This window comes from Rothia sp. HMSC065G12 (genome assembly GCF_001811455.1).
Taxonomy (GTDB): domain Bacteria; phylum Actinomycetota; class Actinomycetes; order Actinomycetales; family Micrococcaceae; genus Rothia; species Rothia dentocariosa.
The window spans coordinates 1-20,415 of the sequence record NZ_KV804796.1 but is presented as its reverse complement, the minus strand read 5'-3'; the positions used below and the strand labels follow the sequence as shown (position 1 = coordinate 20,415).

Genomic DNA, 20,415 nt, shown 5'->3' with positions numbered 1-20,415 from the left:
GCACGAAGACGATATGCGTCATAGAGCTCAACCTTGTGTTAAATAACGTCTCATCCTGCGAGCTTGTGGCGGTGCCGAACCCACCTCGCGCTAAGATTGAACCCATGCGATACACCTACCTTGGACCCTCAGGCACCTTTACCGAATCCGCGTTGCTTTCCGTGCCCGGCGCGGTCGGTGCCGAACGCATTCCCGCCACCAGCGTGCCTAATGCGCTCGAACGTCTTCGCAGTGGTGATGTGGATGCCGCCATGGTGCCCATTGAGAACTCGGTCGAAGGCGGGGTGAGCGCTACTCTTGATGCGATCGCGGCTTCCGAGGGAATGCGCATTATCCGCGAGGTTCTGGTGCCCATCAGGTTCGTGCTGGTCGCGGCGCGTCCGCTCACTTTGGAAGATATTAAAACCGTTTCAACCCACTCGCACGCCTGGGCCCAGGTGCGGCAATGGGCGGATGCGGCCATCCCCACCGCCGAGTACCTCCCCGGTTTCTCCACCGCGGCAGCAGCCGTGGGTCTGCTTGACCCTTCCTGTGCGTATGATGCCGCGATCTGTTCACCAGCGCTTTTGGCAACCCACCCCGACCTGCATGTGCTCGCCGAAGACATTGGTGATAACAAAAACGCCGTCACCCGGTTTGTGCTCATCAGCAGCACCGCGGATATTCCAGAGCCTACCGGTGCCGATAAGACGACGCTCACGATCCCTCTGCCCGAAAATCGAGAGGGCACTCCCGAAAACCGTTCGGGTGCGCTCCTGGAACTGCTCGAACAGTTCGCCTCGCGCGGCGTGAACCTCTCACGCATCGAATCGCGCCCCACCGGCAGGCAGATGGGATCCTATATGTTCAGCGTGGACGCAGACGGGCATATTTATGAGGCTCGAATGCGCGATGCCCTGCGCGGCTTGCACCGCATAGCGCCCGGCATTAAATACCTGGGATCGTACCCGCGCGCCGACCGGCAGCCCACCGTTGCGCCGCGCATCCACTCCGAGAATTCGTTCGATGCTGCCCACGCATGGGTGGAATCGCTCTTCCCGGGTGGGCGACCGGCGCATCTGAAACGCTAAACCGCCCCCCGCGACCGTATAAAAAGAGCCTTTATGCGAATAAAGCGTTGAGAATCCGGCTTTATTCGCATAAAGGCTCTTTTTACGGCTGGGGGCGACTGGGTACTATTGATATGTGATTGATATTAACCTCCTCCGCGAAAACCCCGAGATTTTCCGCGCCTCCCAGCGAGCACGCGGCAAAGACGAAGCCCACGTAGACCGTATTCTTGAGGCGGATGCCGCACGCCGTGCTTCGATCGGCACCTACGAGAACCTGCGTGCCGAACAGAACGCCTTCGGTAAACAGGTGGCGAAGGCACCCAAGGAAGAGAAACCCGCTCTCGTAGCGCAGGCGAAAGAACTCGCCGCCCACGTGGCAAATGCGAAAGCGGCATCTGAGGCGAAAACCGCCGAATATGAAGAGCTGCTAAGCTCCATCGAAAACCTGATTATCGACGGCGTACCCACCGGCGGCGAAGACGACTTCGTGGTGCTCAAAGAAGTCGGCACCCCCCGCGATTTCGCTGCAGAAGGTTTTGAACCGCGCGACCACCTGGAAATAGGCGAACTCATCGGCGGCATCGATATGGCGCGCGGCGCCAAGGTCTCCGGTTCGCGCTTCTACTTCCTCAAAGGGCAGGTTGCCCGCCTGGAGCAGGCGCTCATGTGGATGGCACTCGATCTGGCAACAGCCAACGGCTTCACCATGATGACAACCCCCACCCTCGTGCGCCCCGAGATCATGAACGGAACCGGGTTCAACGTCAAGCACGACGACGAAATATACCGCCTCGAACGTGATGACCTGTACCTGGTCGGCACCTCGGAGGTGGCGCTTGCGGGCTACCATATGGACGAAATACTCGACCTTAGCGACGGACCCAAAAAATACCTGGGCTGGTCATCCTGCTATCGCCGCGAAGCCGGTGCCGCAGGTAAAGACACCCGCGGTATCATTCGCGTGCACCAGTTCAACAAGGCCGAAATGTTCGTCTACTGCCAGGTGGAGCAGGCGGAAGAAATACACGAGCAGATGCGCGCCCTCGAAGAGGAAATGCTGCAAAAATGCGGCCTTGCGTATCGCGTGATTGATACCGCCGCAGGGGATCTGGGCACCTCTGCCGCACGCAAATTCGACTGTGAGGCGTGGGTTCCCACCCAGGGCACCTACCGCGAGCTGACCTCGACCTCGAACTGCACCACCTACCAGGCACGCCGCCTGAACATACGCGAACGTACCGCAGACACCGTAGACGATGCGGGCAATGTGCGCAAAGGTCGTACCCGCGCGGTCGCAACCCTCAACGGCACCTTGGCGACTACCCGTTGGGTTGTGGCGATTCTGGAGACACACCAGCAGCCCGACGGTTCGGTGCGTATTCCTGAGGCGCTGCGTCCGTATATGGGCGGTGCTGAGGTTATTCCGGTCGCGTTGTAGGTTTGAGATAGTTTGAGGGGTGCTGGAGTGGGTCTCCACTCCGGGCGCCCCTTGATTCCCTCGCGCGCTCGGAAGGTGCGGCCCTTCGTCCCCTCAGCATCCGGGCGGTTCGGTGCGTATTCCTGAGGCGCTGCGTCCGTATATGGGCGGTGCTGAGGTTATTCCTGTGGTGTAAAAACGGGTACTTCGCCGAGTCGCTAGAGGCTGATAAAACAGCTATGGCGGTGTGATAGCATGATGATATTACTTTGATATGCAAAGTCATCTTTTCGCACACGAAGAAGGGGCTCAGAAGCGGGAACTTCCGAGCCCCAGGTGGGGACTACTTCAAGATTTCCAGTAGGTTCTTGACGTAATCATAGATGGCTGACACGACCCAGGATGATCCGTCCGTGAGGATGAAGCTCATGAGGATTGCCTGGGTCGTTTCTATGAATTCATAGAAAGACATCCTAACCACACCACCTCTCTGCCCCAAGAATCAACGCGCAGGGATTTCACTTTGATATGCGTGGCGCGTGCGTACCCCGGGAAGAGGGCAGTATTACCTTTACCTAACAAATATAAGCAGAAGCTCGAAAATACGGTCTACACATTCACTTAACAGGGTTCATATAGAAATGAATTGGGTGTATTGTTGATATGTGTTTAAGTACGCACCTGAGACTTCTACACATTATTTCTGTTCATTCACCTCTTCAGCAGTAAAAGTAATAAAACTATTCTTTTATGGGTGTAACTACCTTTGTGCGTATTCATATGTGATAACACAGATGTATTCAGCCTTTATCGTTCTTGAAAGGAACTGTTGATGGTGTATTCTTCGCCTCCGGTGGTGATGCGTGATGTTGTTCAGAAGTTTGGTAGTACTACTGTTTTGCATGGTCTTGATCTGACGGTTAATCCTGGTGAGATTGTTGCTCTTTTAGGGCCGAATGGTGCGGGGAAAAGTACTGCGGTCGATATTATTTTGGGTTTGACTAAACCGTATGCTGGGTCGGTTGAGGTTTTTGGGACGACTCCGCAGCGTGCTGTTAAGGCGGGGCATGTGGCTGCTGTGCAGCAGGATGGTGGTTTGCTTCCTGATTTGACGGTTAAAGAAACCGTGCAATATATGGCGTCTTTGTACGGCAAGCTTAAGAATGTTTCTGCTGTTTTGGCTCAGGCCGGGCTTGAGGGTAATGCTAAAACGCTTGTGCAGAAATGTTCTGGTGGGCAGAAGCAGCGTCTTCGTTTTGCTATTGCGTTGTTGACTGATCCGGAATTTTTGATTCTTGATGAGCCCACGGCTGGTATGGATGTGCAGGGTCGCCGTGATTTTTGGGCGTCGGTGACTCAGTCGGGGGATCATCAGCGTGCTGTTTTGTTTGCGACTCATTATTTGGCTGAGGTTGATGAGTTTGCTGATCGTGTGGTGGTCATTAATCAGGGGCATGTGGTAGCTGATGGGACTCCTGCCGAGATCAGGTCTTATGCGCGGGGTTCTACTTTGCGTGCGACGGTCAATGATGCGTGGACGTCTGAGCAGGTTGAGGAGCGTCTTGCGGAGCTTCGTGCTCTTGATGGTGTGAGTGCAGTATCGTTGCACGGTATTCGCCTGGAAATATCCGCTGCTGATGCGGACGCTGTTGCTTCGCATCTGCTTGCTGATGGGTTCGCTAAGAACCTGGAGATCACATCGTCTTCCTTAGATGATGCGTTTGTGTTACTGACCGAGACCGATTCTGAAGGAGAGCGCAAGAATGCCAAATAACACTAGTGCCCAGGCGGCGAGTCTTCCTCAAGTGCGTCCTGTGTGGATTAATAGCACTGTTGTTCTGCTGGAGCTGCGCAGGAAGTTCCGTAACTTGCGGGTCTTTTTCCTGTCCATTTTACTTCCTGTTATGTTCTTCTTTATGATCGCCTACCCGCAGCGCGACAGCCTGGAAGGGTCGGTGAATACTGGGACCTACTATATGATCGGGATCAGCGCCTATGCTGCTATTGTCTCTAGCTCGTCTGCCGGTGCTGCTATTCCGATTGAGCGTGTCCAGGGGTGGTCTCGTGCCCTTGCGCTGACGCCGTTCCGGCCTTTAGGGTACGTTATTACGAAGGTGATCTCGTCTATGTTGCTGGGTGCTATCGCTGTTGTGGTGATGATGGTTCTGGGGTTTGTGACGGGTATGCCTTTGGATGCGTGGCAGGCGGTGCAGTCGTCGCTCATTATTATTGCTGGCAGTTCTGCTTTTGCTGCGTTTGGTATTTTTGTGGGCTATTTTATGTCCGCTGATAGTGCGCAAACGCTTATTAATCTTATTATCTCTGTGTTCTCTATGCTTGGTGGGTTGTTTGTTCCGCTGTCCTTTTTTCCTCAGGCGCTTCAGGATATTGCGCATTGGCTGCCGTCGTACGGGTTAGGTGTTTTGGCTCGTTTGCCTGTGGGGGTGGAATGGGATCCTTGGGCTTTGGTGAACCTGGTGGCGTGGCTGGTGATTTTTGTGGCGGGTGCAGCCTGGTGCTTGAGTAAGGATACGCACAGGGTCTAGCTTCTGCCTTCTCAATCGTGCGGGGAGCTCACTAACGACGGAAGCACGGTGGCAACGCCGGTGTGCTAGCATATCAGTAACTGCATTATGGTAAACACAGTTGAGGATCCTCACGAAAGTGAGGGAACCTAGACGCAGTCACGACTAGGTTCCCTCTGTGGGGTGATGTTACTTCAGGTTACGGATGATAACCTTAAGCGCATCAACGGTGTATGAAACAGCCTGAGCTGATCCATCGGTAAGGATGAGACTTACCAGGATTGCTTGGGCTGTTTCCATGAGTTCGAAGAACGTCATGGCTCTACTCACCTCCCCTCTGCCCCAAGAGTCGACCGCAGGGATTTACTGAAATGGATGTACTGCGGCGTACCCCGGGAAGAGGGCAGTATTACCTTTACCCAATAAATATTTGGGTGATTCTCTAAAACCTGAGCTTTTCGTCAGTGTTGGCGAACCCAATATCGCTGCACCCGGTACTCTAAAGATATGTCCCTTTTTCGGAACCTTGTTGGTGCATCCGCCGCGGCAGCGACCCTCACGGCGGTTGCTCGGCGTGTTCGCAAGCATGCGCAGCGCATCGTTACGCCCCTCGGAATCTGGAGTACCCTGCCCGTCGCTCAAGAGCGGCACGTCGGTATTGTGTATAACCCCAGCAAGTCGAGCACCCACGCGGTAGTTAATATTCTGGAACGTACCGTGGTCGCCAACGGCTGGAAACCGGCCCTCGCGAGTACCACCCTCATCGACGAACCCGGCACCCAAGCCGCTCGCGATCTGATCGACCGGGGCGTCGACACCCTGCTCGCGGTCGGCGGGGACGGAACCGTGCGCGCGGTCGCCGCCGCCATTCAAGAAGCCAGGAGCCGGGGCAAAGATGTCACGCTCGGTATTATTCCGTTAGGGACAGGCAACCTGCTGGCACGTAACCTGCGCCTGCCTATCACCGATATAGCCGCCTGCATTAACATTGCGCTCAACGGAACGCACCAGTTGGTCGATGCTATCGATATGAGCGCCGAATCTGCGGAAGGCGACGTTACCAACCACATGTTCTACGTGATGAGCGGTGCGGGGTTTGATGCGCTCGTCATGAACGACGCCAACGAAGACCTTAAAGCGCGTATCGGCTGGTTAGCCTACGTGCACAGCGGGCTGAACCATATCTTCGGGCACTCTCACAAGGTCAGAATACAGCTCGACGATGATGAACCTTTCGAAGCACGTGCGCGTTCGGTGCTCATCGCCAATTGCGGACGGCTGCAGGGAGGACTGCAGCTGACCGATATTACCGAGGTTAATGACGGCAACCTCGAAGTGATCATCGTATCGCCGCGCACCATCCTGGAATGGGGTCTTCTGACCGCAAAAGTGGTTCGCCGCGCCCTGCCCGGTTCATCGCGTATCTCTCTGCCGGTCATGCGCCATTATGTGGGGCATCGGGTCTCACTGGACATGCTTTCGGGCGCACAGCCTATTGAAGTCGACGGCGATTTAGTGCCCTCGGCGATCAGGCTGCAGGCGCGCATCGTGCCGAGCGCTCTCAGCGTGAATGTGCACCCGGATGCACTCACAGCCTAGAACCTCGACCTGCCCGAGCGCCTGTGTTTATGTGGCTTAACCTTCTTTGATGTGGTGTCTTCACCGGTTATCTCGCTTTAAACACCTTTTTAGTGCGAAAATGATATGAAAGTTTGTTTCAAGAAAGAAGAGAAGTTCATGCTTATCCTCGTTGTGAACGCGGGTTCCTCATCCCTCAAATACCAGGTGCGCGACACCTCTGCGCCTGAATCCGAGCAAATGATTACCTCAGGGCTTATCGAAAATATCGGCACTGACGTTCCCGACCACGAAGTCGCTCTGCACATGATGGCTGAGAAACTCGAAGGCGTTCTGCACGGCCGTCAGCTGCAGGCTATCGGTCACCGCGTGGTGCAGGGTGCCGAGAAGTTTACCCACCCCGTGCTGCTCAACGAGCAGGTGATCGACGAGATCGATGCGCTCTCACCGCTTGCGCCTCTGCACAACCCCGCGCACGTGAAGGGTATGCGTGCTGCCTTCCACACGTGGCCAGATTTGCCGCAGGTTGCTGTGTTCGATACCGCATTCCACTCGACCATGCCCGAGCATGCCTGGCGCTACGCTATTCCTTATGACCTGGCTGATAAGTACAGCATTCGCCGCTACGGCTTCCACGGCACCAGTCATGAATACGTCTCTCATGTTGCCGCAGATATGCTTGGTATTGCCCGCGAGGAATTTAACGGTGTGGTGGCGCACTTGGGTAATGGCGCATCCGTGACTGCCGTGAAGGGCGGAAAGTCCGTGGATACGTCGATGGGCTACACTCCGCTGGCTGGTCTGGTAATGGGTACCCGTTCGGGCGATATTGACCCCTCTGCGCTGACCACGATTCTCACCCGCGACCCCGAGATCGACGCGGAACGCCTAGATACCATCCTCAACAAGGAGTCCGGTCTGCTGGCGCTGGCGGGTTCCAACGATATGCGTAAGGTGGTGGAGTCTGCGAAGTCGGGTGATGAGCGTGCGCAGTTGGCGCTGGATATGACCGCATACCGCCTGATGAAGTACATCGGCGGCTACAACCTGGTGGTTGGCGGCGCGCAGGCGCTTATTTTCACTGCGGGTATTGGCGAGAACTCCGGCGACTTCCGCAAGCTGGTGTTGGATCGCCTGGCGCCGTTGGGTATTCGCTACAACGAGGAAGAGAATATGAAGCGTTCCCCCGAACCGCGCTTGATCTCGACCGAGGATTCGAGCATTGCCGTGTTCGTCATCCCCACCAACGAGGAGAAGGCGATCGCCGAGGCTACCGAGGAGCTCGTCGCGTAGCACCGTAGTTTCCGTTTCTTCCCTTCGGGGATGCTAAAGGCTCTTGACTGTGAATAAGCGAGATTTTCCGTGCTTTATTCACGCTCAAGAGCCTTTTAGCATGGGCGGGAGGGCGCCGGGCACAAGGCTGGCACGAAGGCACAGACGCGGCTTTGGGCGACAAAAACTCTAGGGGCAGGGCATCAAGAGTAAGCGTAAGGCGAGGAAATGTTGAACTTTATATCTAAATAATATTTGACGCATTATTTTATTTATTATTTAAATTACTTAAAATCATAAAATTTGCTATAGTTGTTTTAGTTCAGAATGCTTTGTGCGGATGAACTAATAGATACAAAGAATAGTGTGCATTCTCTATTCGTGGTTGTGTGGGGAAATGCTGGCATTCTTTGTATCAAAGCTGGCACAGGTATATCACATCTATCACTCACTTAGATGACATATACAACGAGGTGCAGAAAATTGGGGTCGCAGGACTTTGGGCATGTATGTTCGCGGCCTCCGGTGTGAAAAACCCTCGCGGTATGTTCCTCCCATGAAACCTTGTACGTTTCATGAGTATAATTCCGCGGAATAACAGGGGTTTGAGCTTTCTGTAAGCCTTCAGGTTCTTGAAGGGACTCGTTGCACACGAAGGTATCTTATAGGGATTGGTGCCTTCTAAATCCGTGCTAGAACTGTACACATGTGTATAGGGTGTTTTATGTGTATAGTTTGGATGCCGTCATGATTTTTCATGGCGGCATCCTTTTTTCTTTATGATAAAAATAGTGGACTGGTAAATACTTGCTAGGTGCAGTAATATTTATATTTTCTTTGCCTGCGGTGTGTAAATTATTTATAGCGAAAACATTATCAGGATTTTGTGTAAGGAATACGAGGTGTAAATTCTAGGGGAGAGACATACATGGAGCCTTCGTCGGAAATCCAGGACTTCCGTTCACCTGCCCAATCGGTGTTAAGGGTAGTGATCAAAAGATTCCAGTCGACCCCCAGACCAAACGAGCTAACGGATTCAAAAAGTGGTGGGTTGCTGGGCATGCTAGTTCATATCCACTACGGGGAGACCTGCCCACTACAGCAAACGTGGTTGAGTGGCAAAACGCAATTCAGCCCCTAGTTGAAGAGGTTATCTCTGAGATAGGAATGGTCAGCTCCTCCGTTCGGATGTAGACGTTCCTACAAACGGACAATATACAAATGTTTTCCTTACCCCTATATTTAAGGAATGAAAGCTTTTTCATAAGGAAGGTAGGCATCATGAAAACCGAAAAATCGAAAGAAATTTTCTGGAGCATCATCTCAATTCTCGTAGGCGGAGGAGCCTGGCTAACCATGCAGAATATTTCATGGGGTGTAGTAGACCCCGCGAAAGTCGGTCTCGTATTCGCAGTAATCGGCCTCATTTCGCTTATCTGGGCTCTCTTCAGTAAAAACTCCGATAGCTCACGAGCGCACGAGACTATACGTAACGCCAATAGGTCAAAGGAGGATTAAGGAGGGTTATTCATTAGGGGTGTAACACCCCAACCGCCTAACCTCTTGTCCACGTATGATGGTGAAATACCAAAACCGACCCCGTACCCGGGGCACACCACGACACGTTTGCGTACCGGTGGCACGGATTGGACAGATTCTTAGACCCGCACGATACTCTGGCCGATAAGGGCTACCAAGGACTAGACCTGATCACCCCGGTGAAGACACTACCCGGCGGAGAACTCACCGACGACGAGAAACACCTGAACCGGCACATCAATCACCACCGGGTCGTCATCGAACGCGTGATCGCACACTTCAAGTGTTGGCGGGTACTCTCTAGTATCTTCCGCTGACCCCTCACCTCGTACCGGAGAGTGTTCTCGGTGGTGCGGGCACTGTTTTTCTGGATACAAAACCACCCAAATGAATAACCCTCACGAAATAGTTGCTTGGATTCCCCTTGATAAACACCACAGAGGATTCCGGGAGCGATAACTTGCAGCGGGAGCGGGGAACACGCTCCCGCTGCAACTTACCACTCCCGGATTTAGTATGCGTGTATTCACCGCATCAAAGGGCATACGCGGTAGAGTTGAACTAGTACGTACTTAGAGAGATTTGGAGACCGCATGAGTCAGCATACGCCCGGTGCTGAACCTCCACTGCCGAATGACGTGAGCCAGGGGTGGCTGCCCGAGGATAAGCGGCAGACCCTGCAGAGCCCGCTTCCCCAACCGAAATTTTGGGGATACCAATCGTTAATACCCCATAAGATGCTCAACGCCCTGCGCCACCCCGGCGAGATTCCCTGGCTGGTGGCGGCCTATGCGGTAACCCTTGCCGTGTACTTGGGGCTGCTCATCTTCTTTATTGAGACGATCGTAAGCCGTGACCGATATAACGACCTGGAATGGACGTCATCGTCTCGATACTCGACGATGAGCTACGCGGAGCGCGTCTTTAACGACTATGCGGAACAAGCGATTACGCTACTGATTCTGGCACCCCTGGTTATCCTGATCGCCCGTGCCCTCTTCTACGCACAGCAGCGCGTGCGCGGCATTCGTATTTCGCCGACGCAGTTTCCTGAGGCTTACGCCATGGTTGCCGAGGCCGCCTATGCGGCGGGTTTGCGCCGTGTTCCCGATGCCTATGTGGTGAGCGGTAATGGTGTGCTGAACGCCTTTGCCTCCGGGCATGGTTTCCGCCGGTTTATTGCCATCAACTCTGACCTCTTCGAGGTCGGCGGTCAGAGCCGTGACCCTCAGGCGCTTCGCTTTATTATTGGGCATGAGGTCGGGCATATCGCTGCCGGTCACGTGGGGTACTTCCGCCTTCTCTTCACACAAACCTTCATGCGGATTCCCGTGGTGGGGCAGGCCCTTTCACGCGCACAGGAATACACCGCCGATAACTTTGGGTACCGATACTGCCCCGAAGGCGGACCCGGCGCGATCAAGGTGCTCACAGCCGGTAAATACCTGAATCAGCAGGTGAATTTCGACGAATTTGCCGACCGCGCCGTGAACGACCAGGGCTTCGCGATTTGGCTTATCAACCTTATCTCAACCCACCCGGTACTGACCTGGCGCGCCCATGCGCTGCGCAACCGACACGAGCCGGGGCGTCTGTTCTGGCGGCCGCGGTTTAACCCGCCGAGTGCGCCTCCTTCCCTGATACCTTCGCAAGAACCGCCAGCCCAGTGGCCTGACCCGATTCAGGCAACCGGGTTCATGGACGAGCAGAAGCCGGCGTGGGAGGACTACAACCTTAACACCGTTAAGACATATCCGGCCCCGCAGGATGCCCCCAAGATTCAGGGAACGCTCTTTGCCGGTTGGGAGGATGCGCAGGCTCGCGCGGCCCGTGCCGCCTACGCCGCCCGTTGGGAACAGTATGCCGCCAGCCAGGGTGTGCCAGGATATGCGCCAGGGTACGGTTATCCGATGCAGCCAGCGCCCGGTCAGCCGGGATACGGGCAGCCGATGCCGAACCAGCAGGCGCCATGGCAGTCCGGTTCGGGGCAATTTGATGCTGACCAGCCCGCACCTGATCAAGCGAATCAGGGGCAACCTCAACCCCCGCAGCCTGAGCAGCCGCATTCCGGGCCTCCCGAGGACGCCACGAAGCCTGGCGTGGCGCTGAATCATCCGATAAAGCCCGCTGATGACCAGAAGCCCGAGCAAAAATGGTCTAAACAGCAGGATCAGCAGGGGAATAACACCTCTGACTAGCCTCTGACTCTCACCTGCGAGAAGCGGATTTTTCACCGAAAAGGTTGGATTTTCTCACCTTATCGGCAAAAATCCGCTTCTCGCGTTTTAATTAAGAACGTGCTCTCCAAAATCACGAAAAAACGACCCGACGCGCTGATCGTCATGCTTATCTGCGCGGTCATTCTTGCGATCCTCATTCCGGCGCGTGGTACCTTCGCCGATTGGTTTAGCACCGGTACCAAGTTCGCGGTTGCGCTTCTGTTTTACCTCTACGGTGCGCGCCTTTCCACATCCGAAGCGATCGCGGGGCTTAAACACTGGCGGCTGCACGCCCTCATCCTGACCTGTACTTTCGTGATTTTTCCGCTCTTTGGGATGGCGCTTTTCCCCCTAAGGTTTGTGCTCGGCGACGGGCTGTACCTGGGGATTCTTTTCCTCACGCTCGTGCCCTCTACCGTGCAGGCGTCCATTGCGTTTACCTCTATCGCGGGCGGCAACGTGGCGGGCGCTATTGTGAGCGCATCGCTGTCAAGCATTGTGGGGGTGGTGGCTACCCCGCTGTTAGCGATGTTCCTAATGCACAGCGACCACATCGAAATTTCGGGCAGCGTCTTTCTCGACATTGCGATTCAGCTGTTTTTGCCGTTCGTGCTGGGGCAGCTCACGCGCCGTTGGGTGGGCGAGTTTGCGAAGAAACCCACCACAAAATGGCTCGATAAGTTCTCGGTCATGATGATTGTGTACTCGGCGTTTTCGGCATCCGTGGTGCAGGGGATTTGGACTCGCGTTGCCTGGTGGCAGATCGTACTGCTGATCGTGGTGACAATTCTGATGGTGGCTCTGATGCTGTGGCTGACCGATTGGCTGGCGGCGCGGCTGAAGTTCAACAGGGCGGACCGCATCACGATTCAGTTCTGCGGGTCGAAAAAGTCGCTGGCGGCGGGCCTTCCCATGGCGATCATTATTTTCGGGTCGGGCTCGCTCGGGCTGCTGATGCTGCCGCTCATGGTGTTCCACCAGGTGCAGCTCATGATGTGCACGTGGCTCTCCGCCCGCTACGCCGCCTTGGATGTGGTCGGTCGGGCGAGCGTAGAACAGCCATAAGAAACTGCCCCCGGTTACTCGCTCGGGGAAAGAGTCGATGCTTTAAGAAGCTGCGTTCCTTAGGTCATGCGTATTTGAGGTAAATGGAAAAAATAGCGGATTTTTCCATTTACAGGCCTTTGCACAGGGGCATATTGGAAGAAACAGCCGTTTCTTCCAATATGCTGTGTAAAGAGTACTCTCCGCTCCCGCTTCGGAAGGGTGGTGCGCGGCTCGTCAGATCCGAGTCATTTACCGACGACACTTTCACCGTTACCTGGCAGGGCGCACACGGTAAGCTGGTGTACATGAAGATTGCTACCTGGAACGTGAACTCCATTCGCGCCCGCGCCGACCGCATCGAGGACTGGCTCGATAAAACCGAAGTCGATGTGCTCGCCCTACAGGAAACCAAAACCAAGGACGAAACCTTCCCCTTTGAGCTCTTTGAATTCCTGGGGTACGAGGTGGCGCATTACGGGCTGAACCAGTGGAATGGGGTAGCAATCGCATCCCGCGTGGGGCTCGACAGCGTCGAACGCGCCTTCCCGAACCAACCTGCCTTCGGAAAACCCGGTGACTCTGCCGAGGTGGAGGCGCGAGCCATCGGTGCCACCTGCAACGGCGTGCGTATCTGGAGTCTATACGTGCCGAACGGGCGCGGGCTCACCGACCCTCATATGGCGTACAAAATGGAGTGGATGCGCCAGCTGCGCACCAACGTCAACGGCTGGCTGCACGCCGACCCCGCCGCACAGTTTGCGCTCGTCGGCGACTGGAATGTGGCGCCCGAAGACACCGACGTGTGGGATATCGACTTTTTCCGTGAGAACGACCTCACCCACGTTTCCGCCCCCGAACGCGAGGCGTTCTATGCCCTGCTCAATGATGAAGGGCTCGTCGATCCGGTGCGCCCCTACACCCAGGGCGAGTACACCTACTGGGACTACCAGGCCGGGCGGTTCTCGAAGAATGAGGGGATGCGCATCGACTTTCAGTTGTGCTCCCCGGCGCTCGCCGCCCGCGTGGAAAACGCCTGGATCGATAGGGAAGAGCGCGAGGGGGACGGCGCGAGCGATCATACCCCCGTGGTGATTGAGCTGGCTGACTAGCAGCTCAGCGTGTGATGTGAGGAGATAGTATGAGCCGGAATCTTACCCCTGAACTGGTGGCGACGGGCAGCGCAGAAACCCGAATCGGTCAGCTTCGCTGGCGTGAATACGGTGGTCCCCGTGAAGCCGCAGGCGAGAGGACCCTGTTGTTTGTGCACGGGCTGCTGACAAATTCGGATGTCTGGGGCGAAGTGATACAGAATCTCTCACAAGATTTTCGGTGTATAACCCTCGATATTCCCTTGGGGAGTCACACTATTCCCGCCCGAGAAGATGCAGCCCTCAACGTTGCCGAGCTGGCGCAGGCCGTGAACGAAGCGGCAGAACAGCTATGCCCACACGGGTTTACCCTCATTGGCAGCGATACCGGCGGAGTGGTTTCTCAGCTGGCGGCGGTGCAGGAACCCGCAGGACTCAAGCGCCTAGTGCTGCTCTCATGCGATACTGAGAAAAACTTCTTGCCCCTGCCGTTACGCTATCTGCAGTATGTGGCGTACATTCCCGGAACCATGCAGGCACTCCGAGCAGCCCTGCATCTGGGGTGGGTGCGCCGCCTGCCGATTGCCTTCGGATGGCTAGTGAAACGTGAGCTTGACGCCGCCGAGTGGAACAGCATTATTGCGCCGTTGAAAAATGCTGGAGTCCGCCGTGATTTGGCGAAAGTGCTGAAGGGTATTTCTACGAAATATACGGTGCAGTCCGCGCGGGATTTGGAACGGTTTGAGCATCCAACCCTGTTTTTGTGGGCCGATACCACGAAGCTGTTCCCGATCGAGAATGCACGTCGTTTAGCCACCCGCATGCCGGATGCGCACGTGGTTCCCGTGCCGGAAAGCTACGCATTCAGCCAGCTAGATCAGCCCGGATTGGTGGCAAATGCCCTGCGGGGAGAGCTGGCCGGGTAACCCGTCTCTCTTCCCCCTCCCCCGGATTCTGCACCGAAACTGTTCGACGGGCGAACCGTATGCCCCTGTGAGGCCGTGACGAAGAGGTCGACATGCATCGACCACTCCCTGCTATGGTGAAGTTACTGTTAGTGAGGGAGTGGCGCATTAATCAGCTCAATAGGAACCAAGTATTCAGGTATAGAACTATTCTTGTGGTAATTGGGGTACTGCTCAGTATTTTTCTCGTGATCATCTTGTTGGTTATGCTGGCTTCAGATGATCCTTGGTGGAAAAACTTTCGAGAAACTATTCGGGACAGCGCTGGTTTTCTGACGCTTATAGGCGCATTGGTAACTGCTGGCATTTTAATCTGGACTAACCGTGCCCGAATGCGTGAAGCAGCGAGTGCAGATTTTCGTGACCAGATGCAGTGGGCGGCAGAACATGTTGGTAATGCAGAAAAACCATATGAGCAACTTTTTGCGATGCTGCTTATTAATCGGTATGGAGAGCAGCCGCCCAAATGGCTTCCTTCAGTCGATCGGACCATAGCTACTGACCTGCAGGAAGCTGTTCAGAAGACCCTAGAGGTTCCGGAAGACAGCATTGTAATTCCAGCGAGTGTATATAACGATACTTCACCAAATACACCTATATCGGATGAAGTGCGTGATCCAGAACAAGGGTATAATAGCTAGAACACCCTTATGCTAGGTAGCATATTACTGGGCAGTGGATGTAAGGAGTTACTTATGACAGCCATAAGTATTCGTAAAGCGGCTGACGGCGGGAATGTTATACGTCCTGTCGAAAACCAAGACGAGATTCTTCGTGGTTATATCGCACAAAATTATCGAGATATTGAACGTCAGGTGAAGGAACGTGAACGCCTTAAAGCTGAACCTAAGAAGGGTTTCTGGAATAGGTTGCTAGGGCGTTTAGGTCTGCGCTCTTCTTCATAAACTGAAAGTACTGAGGGAGAAAATTGACGACCGTTTTTTATCGTGGTGAGCGCCGCGACGTTAAGTCGTTTACTCCCGAGGAGCGCAAAGATTTTTTGCAGCGTAACCAACGTGAGATTAATGAAGCCAAAGAAGCCATTGCAGGTATGAAGGCTCGTATTGCCGAGTTGGAACGCATTCAGGCGATGAACCCAATACGCCGCTGGTTCTACCAGAAGTTCCATATTTAGCGGAATCCCGAACACGTAGACCCGCACGATTGCCCGCTCAAGGGCGCATCGTGCGGGTATTTTTATACGCGTAGGTTCAGGCAGCAAACTCGCATCTTGGTTCGCTAAATCATAGCCTGAATCCCCATACTTCGAATAAGGTTCGCCGGGGCGTGTGGTTAAACACGTGTAGCCTCAGTTGAAAAGTTCGGCATGACGAACTATTGTTGAATTATCCTGTTTCGCGCCGGTTTATCGAGGATGATCGACATTTAGGTACGAAGCCTCAATGAGTCGGAGGCGATTCCTACAGGTCAGCAGGGTAATGCATCCGTAGCATAAGAAAGCGAAATCATGACAACCGTATTCACTGCGCACCGTCACGGTGCGAACACTAACACTGTAAGTACCGCACATCCGCGCCGCTTTCTCATGCTGGGGATAGCCCTGGCTAGTATTCTTGTGCTTCTGCTCAGCGCCTGCACTTCGGCGGGGAAGCAAGAAGAAAAGAAGACTGTGCTCACCACCTTCACCGTGCTGGCGGACATCGCTAAAAACGTTGCAGGTGATCACCTGAATGTCGAATCGCTGACCAAACCCGGTACCGAAATTCACGAGTACGAACCCACTCCCAGCGATATTAAGAAGGCGCATCGTGCCGATTTGGTGCTCGATAACGGGCTGAACCTGGAAAGCTGGTTTACCAAGTTCGTGCAGGATTCTAACGCCCCGCACGCCACCGTGAGCGAGGGGGTACAGCCGATCAATATTGCTGAGGACGCTTATGCTGGCAAACCCAATCCACATTCGTGGATGAGCCCCAAGAACGTGCAGATTTACGTGGATAATATGGTGCGCGAATTCAGTAAGCTTGACCCCGCCCATGCCGATGATTACCGCACCAATGGGGAAAACTATAAGAAACAGCTGCAGCAGGTTCAGGATGAGCTGGTGCGCGATGTTAGCGTTCTGCCCGAGAATCAGCGGGCGCTCGTAACCTGCGAAGGTGCTTTCTCTTACTTGGCGGCGGATGCCGGTCTCAAGGAAAAATACATTTGGGCGGTGAACTCTGAGCAGCAGGCAACCCCCTCGCAGCTGAGCTCGACCATTGATTTTGTGCGCGAGAACCAGGTGCCCGCCGTGTTCTGTGAGTCTACCGTCTCGGATGATCCCATGCGTCAGGTCGTGGATGCAACCGGCGCCAAATTCGGCGGCGTGCTTTATGTCGATTCCCTCTCTGAGGCGAATGGTCCAGTCCCTACCTATCTTGATATGATTCGTCACGATGCGCGCACCATTGTCGCGGGGCTGACGGGCAAGCAATCTTAGCCGGTCGGCGGCGGGAGAGTAGGCCGCCGCATACTGCGCCCCCCCTGCCGGTTCGTGGTGAGGGGCGCATCCCACCGTCACGGATGACGAGCGGGGCTTAGAAGAAGTACGCGAACGAAATTTTGTCGGATACAAAACCTATGGAAACACTGCTGAAAGTCGAAAATTTGGGCGTCCATTATGGAACCGTGCGCGCCCTGTACGAGACTACTTTTGAGCTTGGTACCGGGAGTATATGCGGACTGATCGGCATGAACGGTTCGGGAAAATCGACCCTCTTCAAAGCCATCATGGGCGTTATCCCCGCGCATACCGGAACCGTGGAGATCGCGGGCAAAGAACCATACCTTGCTCGTAAAAACGGCATTGTCAGCTATGTGCCGCAGAGCGAAGAAATAGACTGGAGCTTTCCCGTCTCGGTGCGTGAGGTCGTGGCGATGGGGCGGTACCGCGGGCTGGGCATCACCCGTCGGCTGCGTGCCACCGATAAGCAGGCGGTCGAGCACGCCCTAGAGCGCGTAGAGCTGACCGAGCTTGCGCATCGTCAAATCGGGGCACTCTCGGGCGGACAGCGCAAGCGGGCATTCGTGGCGCGGGCGATAGCGCAGGGTGCACGGCTTCTATTGCTTGATGAACCCTTCGCCGGAGTGGATAAAAGGTCAGAATCCATGCTCATTCAGGTGTTGAAGCAGTTGCGCAGCGAGGGTGCCACCGTGCTGGTTTCAACCCATGATTTGGCGTCCTTACGCGCCTTTGCCGACGATGCTCTGCTGCTGCGTCAAACGATTTTGATGCACGACACCCCGCAGGCGGTGTTAGCCCCCGAAAATTTGGTGCAGGCGTTCGGTATGCAGGTTCAGGCGGGCGTCGATAGCGGCGCATCCGATGAGCAGACCCGGCGTGAGGAGGAAGAATAGCATGAGCATTCTGGATTACCTGGTAGAACCGTTCACCCTTCCCTTCATGACGCGCGCCATGGTCGTTACCGTGATCGCCGCCGTGGTCTGTGCGCTGCTTTCCTGCTGGCTCGTGATGCTCGGCTGGTCGCTCATGGGCGATGCGATCTCGCACGCGGTACTGCCCGGCGTGGTGCTCGCCTATATTGCGGGCATCCCCTTTGCTGTGGGAGCGGTGATTGCCGCTCTCGTTGCCGTCACCCTGATCGGCGCGGTCCAGCGCAGCGGGCGCGTGCGTGAGGACGCCGCTATCGGCATTGTCTTCACAACTCTTTTCGCGCTCGGGCTCGTACTGGTTTCAGTGACACCCTCAAGCACCGACCTGAACCATATTCTTTTCGGGAACGTGCTGGGCGTATCCTGGCCGGATGTCTGGCAGGTAGCTATTCTCGCCGTCATCGTGGCGGGTGTCCTGCTTATTAAACGCCGCGATTTTATTCTGTACGCCTTCGACCGCGGGTTCGCGCACGCTATCGGGCTGCGCCCCAGGGCTCTTGGCGCGCTGCTTCTGGTGATGCTGGCGCTCACGAGCGTGGTGGCGCTGCAGATCGTGGGAGTTGTGCTCGTAGTCGCCATGCTTGTGATTCCTGGATCGACCGCGCGTCTGCTCACCGACCGTTTCACGCCAATGCTCGCGGTATCGGTCGGAGTGTCGATGCTGGGCACACTCGTGGGGCTTTATAGCAGCTACCACCTGGATATTTCCCCCGGCGGTGCCGTGGTCGTTACCCAGGGCATTATTTTCTTGACCGTGTATATATTCGCCCCGCGCTACGGAATTCTGGGACGGATGCGCGCGGCACGCCGCCCGGCAGAACAGGCAGAAGCCTAGGTTTGCGGCAGATTCGCGCGGGATCATGAGTTCACCCGGCGGTCAAGGCTCTCCCGGGCGCAAGCCGCCACCCACTGACCCTTATAAGGCATCCGACACCCGAGCCCCAAGGCAAAATTACCGAGGCAAAGCTATGACGAGCGAGAGACGAAAAGCCCAGCCGCTGCGGCGGTTCCTAAGGGTATAGCGCTCGAATTCGGGTTTTGAGCGGCAGGAGCATCAGAATGATTGGCGTGCGCGAGAACCCGCACATTAACCGCCTCCGAAAAGGGGGCGCCCTCTTCAAGAAGTAAACGCGCGCCGGGAACAAAACCGTGATCCTGCAGATAGCGCAGCAGCTTCGGGTCGGAATCGGTGATCCGCTCCAAAATTACGCGCTCGCCGGGCTCGCACTGGGTAAGCGGAACGGTGTGTGGGAATGAGATACGCCCGGACGCATCCGGGATAGGGTCGCCGTGCGGATCACGCGTAGGGTGGTCCAGAATCGCATCGATACGCTCAATCATGAAATCAGATACCGCATGTTCGAGCACCTCGGCTTCGTCATGCACACGGTCCCAGGTGTAGCCCAGAGTTTCCACCAGGAAAGTTTCGATCAGGCGGTGGCGGCGGATCATGGCGACCGCATAGGTGCGCCCCAGCGGAGTGAGTTCGATGGCGCCGTAGCGCTGATGATCGATCAGATCGGCCGCCGCAAGTCGTTTGAGCCCGTCTGAGACCGAGGAAACCCGCAGCCCCATACGTTCGGCTAGGGCGGATGCGGTCGCGGGAGCTTCCGTCCACTCTTCAAGTGACCAGATGGCTTTGAGGTAGTTCTGGGTGCTCACAGATAGTTCTGACAAGGGCATAAGGATAAGTTTACCGAAGTTCGGGTTCGGGTGTGCCTTTTCTTACTGCGAGCAGATAGTATTTCGACGAAAAGATAACGAATTGCTATCTGCCCGCGCGCGGGTAGTCTCGGTTAGGATGGGGTCATGAGCGTTCTTCTGTACGACCCCGACTGCGGTTTCTGCACCGCGAGCGCGAATCTGCTGCGTCGCCTCGAACCGAGGGCGCGTATTTTGCCTGGAACGCCCGAAAATCTTGTGCAGTACCGCGTGGATGCGCGCCGTTTCGCCCACGCTTTGCCGTTCATTAACGATGCCGGGCAGATCATCTACGGTTCGGATGCGATCGCCCTGACCCTGCGCACGTGCTCGGATGCGACGCTGCGCGGCAAGTGCCTGCGTGCCGCCGGGGTTCTCCTGCTGAACCCGCCGATGCGCCCCGTCGCGCACCGAGCGTACCGTTTGGTGGCGGGGCACCGGGCACAGATTTCTCGCCTTACTTCTCGCTTGGGGTGCACCTCTTCGTGCGCGGTAAAACCGGCCTAAAACGCGAATATTTCGCGGAGTATTCCTGTAGTCAGCATTTGAGAAGTACTTTTATATGGCCGGAGGCGATGGTGTATCCAGCCGGTTGAGCAGGTCGAGTACCGCCGGG

General features: G+C 55.6%; 20 protein-coding genes and 1 pseudogene. 19 read left to right on the top strand and 2 right to left on the bottom strand.

All coding sequences use genetic code 11. From position 1 onward, the window contains the following. The first annotated feature begins 104 nt into the window (after positions 1-104). The 4 genes from pheA to HMPREF2804_RS00750 all read left to right on the top strand — a co-directional run bounded on the left by pheA (position 105) and on the right by HMPREF2804_RS00750 (position 5,015). A complete protein-coding gene (pheA, locus tag HMPREF2804_RS00765) occupies positions 105-1,070 on the top strand; it encodes a prephenate dehydratase (RefSeq protein WP_070626988.1) in 966 nt (321 codons plus the stop codon). A gap of 115 nt (positions 1,071-1,185) precedes the next feature. Continuing rightward, the gene (gene serS / locus HMPREF2804_RS00760; protein WP_070450636.1) at positions 1,186-2,490 is read left to right on the top strand and encodes a serine--tRNA ligase; all 1,305 of its coding nucleotides are present in this window, start codon (positions 1,186-1,188) and stop codon (positions 2,488-2,490) included. A gap of 811 nt (positions 2,491-3,301) precedes the next feature. Beyond that, positions 3,302-4,243, top strand: a complete 942-nt coding sequence (locus tag HMPREF2804_RS00755) for an ABC transporter ATP-binding protein (protein ID WP_070626923.1) — start codon at positions 3,302-3,304, stop codon at positions 4,241-4,243. Continuing rightward, entirely contained in the window at positions 4,233-5,015 is a 783-nt protein-coding gene (locus HMPREF2804_RS00750; protein ID WP_070618272.1) for an ABC transporter permease, read from the top strand. Before HMPREF2804_RS00755 ends, HMPREF2804_RS00750 begins: the two co-directional genes overlap by 11 nt. Positions 5,016-5,183: 168 nt before the next feature. Here the strand turns inward: HMPREF2804_RS00750 and HMPREF2804_RS10660 are convergent, their stop codons facing one another. After that, positions 5,184-5,312, bottom strand: coding sequence for a cell division protein FtsL (locus HMPREF2804_RS10660; RefSeq protein WP_083308320.1), 129 nt, complete (start codon positions 5,310-5,312; stop codon positions 5,184-5,186). A gap of 189 nt (positions 5,313-5,501) precedes the next feature. On the opposite strand from HMPREF2804_RS10660, the gene HMPREF2804_RS00745 reads away from it, so the two are divergent. From HMPREF2804_RS00745 to HMPREF2804_RS00685, 14 genes and pseudogenes are all read left to right on the top strand, one after another. Next, on the top strand, positions 5,502-6,593 hold the full coding sequence (locus HMPREF2804_RS00745; protein ID WP_070626921.1) for a diacylglycerol/lipid kinase family protein: 1,092 nt from the start codon (positions 5,502-5,504) through the stop codon (positions 6,591-6,593). A gap of 138 nt (positions 6,594-6,731) precedes the next feature. Further along, positions 6,732-7,865: an acetate/propionate family kinase gene (locus tag HMPREF2804_RS00740; RefSeq protein WP_070626987.1), complete on the top strand. Its 1,134-nt coding sequence runs from the start codon at positions 6,732-6,734 to the stop codon at positions 7,863-7,865. Between the two features lie 1,260 nt (positions 7,866-9,125). Then, the gene (locus tag HMPREF2804_RS00735) at positions 9,126-9,362 is read left to right on the top strand and encodes a hypothetical protein (RefSeq protein ID WP_037236103.1); all 237 of its coding nucleotides are present in this window, start codon (positions 9,126-9,128) and stop codon (positions 9,360-9,362) included. Between the two features lie 92 nt (positions 9,363-9,454). Further along, positions 9,455-9,700 (top strand): annotated as a pseudogene (locus HMPREF2804_RS10655) (transposase family protein); the annotation flags it as partial. A 276-nt stretch (positions 9,701-9,976) separates the two neighbouring features. Next, positions 9,977-11,581: a M48 family metallopeptidase gene (locus tag HMPREF2804_RS00730; protein ID WP_141750921.1), complete on the top strand. Its 1,605-nt coding sequence runs from the start codon at positions 9,977-9,979 to the stop codon at positions 11,579-11,581. A 99-nt stretch (positions 11,582-11,680) separates the two neighbouring features. Continuing rightward, positions 11,681-12,667, top strand: a complete 987-nt coding sequence (locus HMPREF2804_RS00725; RefSeq protein ID WP_070626918.1) for a bile acid:sodium symporter family protein — start codon at positions 11,681-11,683, stop codon at positions 12,665-12,667. A gap of 287 nt (positions 12,668-12,954) precedes the next feature. Further along, a complete protein-coding gene (locus HMPREF2804_RS00720; protein ID WP_070626986.1) occupies positions 12,955-13,758 on the top strand; it encodes an exodeoxyribonuclease III in 804 nt (267 codons plus the stop codon). 29 nt (positions 13,759-13,787) lie between these two features. Continuing rightward, positions 13,788-14,663 carry an alpha/beta fold hydrolase gene (locus tag HMPREF2804_RS00715; RefSeq protein ID WP_070626916.1) on the top strand — a complete coding sequence of 292 codons (876 nt, stop codon included), beginning with the start codon at positions 13,788-13,790 and terminating at the stop codon, positions 14,661-14,663. A gap of 194 nt (positions 14,664-14,857) precedes the next feature. Then, on the top strand, positions 14,858-15,343 hold the full coding sequence (locus tag HMPREF2804_RS00710) for a hypothetical protein (RefSeq protein WP_070626914.1): 486 nt from the start codon (positions 14,858-14,860) through the stop codon (positions 15,341-15,343). A 54-nt stretch (positions 15,344-15,397) separates the two neighbouring features. Beyond that, on the top strand, positions 15,398-15,607 hold the full coding sequence (locus HMPREF2804_RS00705; protein ID WP_070626912.1) for a hypothetical protein: 210 nt from the start codon (positions 15,398-15,400) through the stop codon (positions 15,605-15,607). A 23-nt stretch (positions 15,608-15,630) separates the two neighbouring features. Next, entirely contained in the window at positions 15,631-15,837 is a 207-nt protein-coding gene (locus HMPREF2804_RS00700) for a hypothetical protein (protein WP_048755328.1), read from the top strand. A 411-nt stretch (positions 15,838-16,248) separates the two neighbouring features. Then, on the top strand, positions 16,249-17,145 hold the full coding sequence (locus tag HMPREF2804_RS00695) for a metal ABC transporter substrate-binding protein (protein ID WP_070450707.1): 897 nt from the start codon (positions 16,249-16,251) through the stop codon (positions 17,143-17,145). Positions 17,146-17,285: 140 nt separating this feature from the next. Further along, positions 17,286-18,062 carry a metal ABC transporter ATP-binding protein gene (locus HMPREF2804_RS00690; protein WP_070626910.1) on the top strand — a complete coding sequence of 259 codons (777 nt, stop codon included), beginning with the start codon at positions 17,286-17,288 and terminating at the stop codon, positions 18,060-18,062. Between the two features lies 1 nt (position 18,063). Next, positions 18,064-18,933: a metal ABC transporter permease gene (locus tag HMPREF2804_RS00685; protein WP_070626909.1), complete on the top strand. Its 870-nt coding sequence runs from the start codon at positions 18,064-18,066 to the stop codon at positions 18,931-18,933. Positions 18,934-19,064: 131 nt separating this feature from the next. Here HMPREF2804_RS00685 and HMPREF2804_RS00680 read toward each other — a convergent pair whose 3' ends face one another. Beyond that, on the bottom strand, positions 19,065-19,781 hold the full coding sequence (locus HMPREF2804_RS00680; protein ID WP_048753287.1) for a metal-dependent transcriptional regulator: 717 nt from the start codon (positions 19,779-19,781) through the stop codon (positions 19,065-19,067). Positions 19,782-19,907: 126 nt separating this feature from the next. Between HMPREF2804_RS00680 and HMPREF2804_RS00675 the strand changes: the two genes are divergently transcribed. Next, complete coding sequence (locus HMPREF2804_RS00675) at positions 19,908-20,306, top strand: thiol-disulfide oxidoreductase DCC family protein (RefSeq protein WP_070450620.1); 399 nt, start codon at positions 19,908-19,910, stop codon at positions 20,304-20,306. Positions 20,307-20,415: the final 109 nt, after the last annotated feature.

Bases quoted from the DNA above. Each gene is read 5' to 3' on its own strand.
- HMPREF2804_RS00750 (WP_070618272.1), top strand. From the start codon at position 4,233: ATGCCAAATAACACTAGTGCCCAGGCGGCGAGTCTTCCTCAAGTGCGT.
- HMPREF2804_RS00675 (WP_070450620.1), top strand. From the start codon at position 19,908: ATGAGCGTTCTTCTGTACGACCCCGACTGCGGTTTCTGCACCGCGAGC.
- HMPREF2804_RS00680 (WP_048753287.1), bottom strand. From the start codon at position 19,781: ATGCCCTTGTCAGAACTATCTGTGAGCACCCAGAACTACCTCAAAGCC.
- HMPREF2804_RS00685 (WP_070626909.1), top strand. From the start codon at position 18,064: ATGAGCATTCTGGATTACCTGGTAGAACCGTTCACCCTTCCCTTCATG.
- HMPREF2804_RS10660 (WP_083308320.1), bottom strand. From the start codon at position 5,312: ATGACGTTCTTCGAACTCATGGAAACAGCCCAAGCAATCCTGGTAAGT.
- HMPREF2804_RS00735 (WP_037236103.1), top strand. From the start codon at position 9,126: ATGAAAACCGAAAAATCGAAAGAAATTTTCTGGAGCATCATCTCAATT.
- HMPREF2804_RS00705 (WP_070626912.1), top strand. From the start codon at position 15,398: ATGACAGCCATAAGTATTCGTAAAGCGGCTGACGGCGGGAATGTTATA.
- pheA (WP_070626988.1), top strand. From the start codon at position 105: ATGCGATACACCTACCTTGGACCCTCAGGCACCTTTACCGAATCCGCG.
- HMPREF2804_RS00730 (WP_141750921.1), top strand. From the start codon at position 9,977: ATGAGTCAGCATACGCCCGGTGCTGAACCTCCACTGCCGAATGACGTG.
- HMPREF2804_RS00720 (WP_070626986.1), top strand. From the start codon at position 12,955: ATGAAGATTGCTACCTGGAACGTGAACTCCATTCGCGCCCGCGCCGAC.
- HMPREF2804_RS00715 (WP_070626916.1), top strand. From the start codon at position 13,788: ATGAGCCGGAATCTTACCCCTGAACTGGTGGCGACGGGCAGCGCAGAA.
- HMPREF2804_RS00740 (WP_070626987.1), top strand. From the start codon at position 6,732: ATGCTTATCCTCGTTGTGAACGCGGGTTCCTCATCCCTCAAATACCAG.
- HMPREF2804_RS00745 (WP_070626921.1), top strand. From the start codon at position 5,502: ATGTCCCTTTTTCGGAACCTTGTTGGTGCATCCGCCGCGGCAGCGACC.
- HMPREF2804_RS00695 (WP_070450707.1), top strand. From the start codon at position 16,249: ATGCTGGGGATAGCCCTGGCTAGTATTCTTGTGCTTCTGCTCAGCGCC.
- HMPREF2804_RS00690 (WP_070626910.1), top strand. From the start codon at position 17,286: ATGGAAACACTGCTGAAAGTCGAAAATTTGGGCGTCCATTATGGAACC.
- HMPREF2804_RS00755 (WP_070626923.1), top strand. From the start codon at position 3,302: ATGGTGTATTCTTCGCCTCCGGTGGTGATGCGTGATGTTGTTCAGAAG.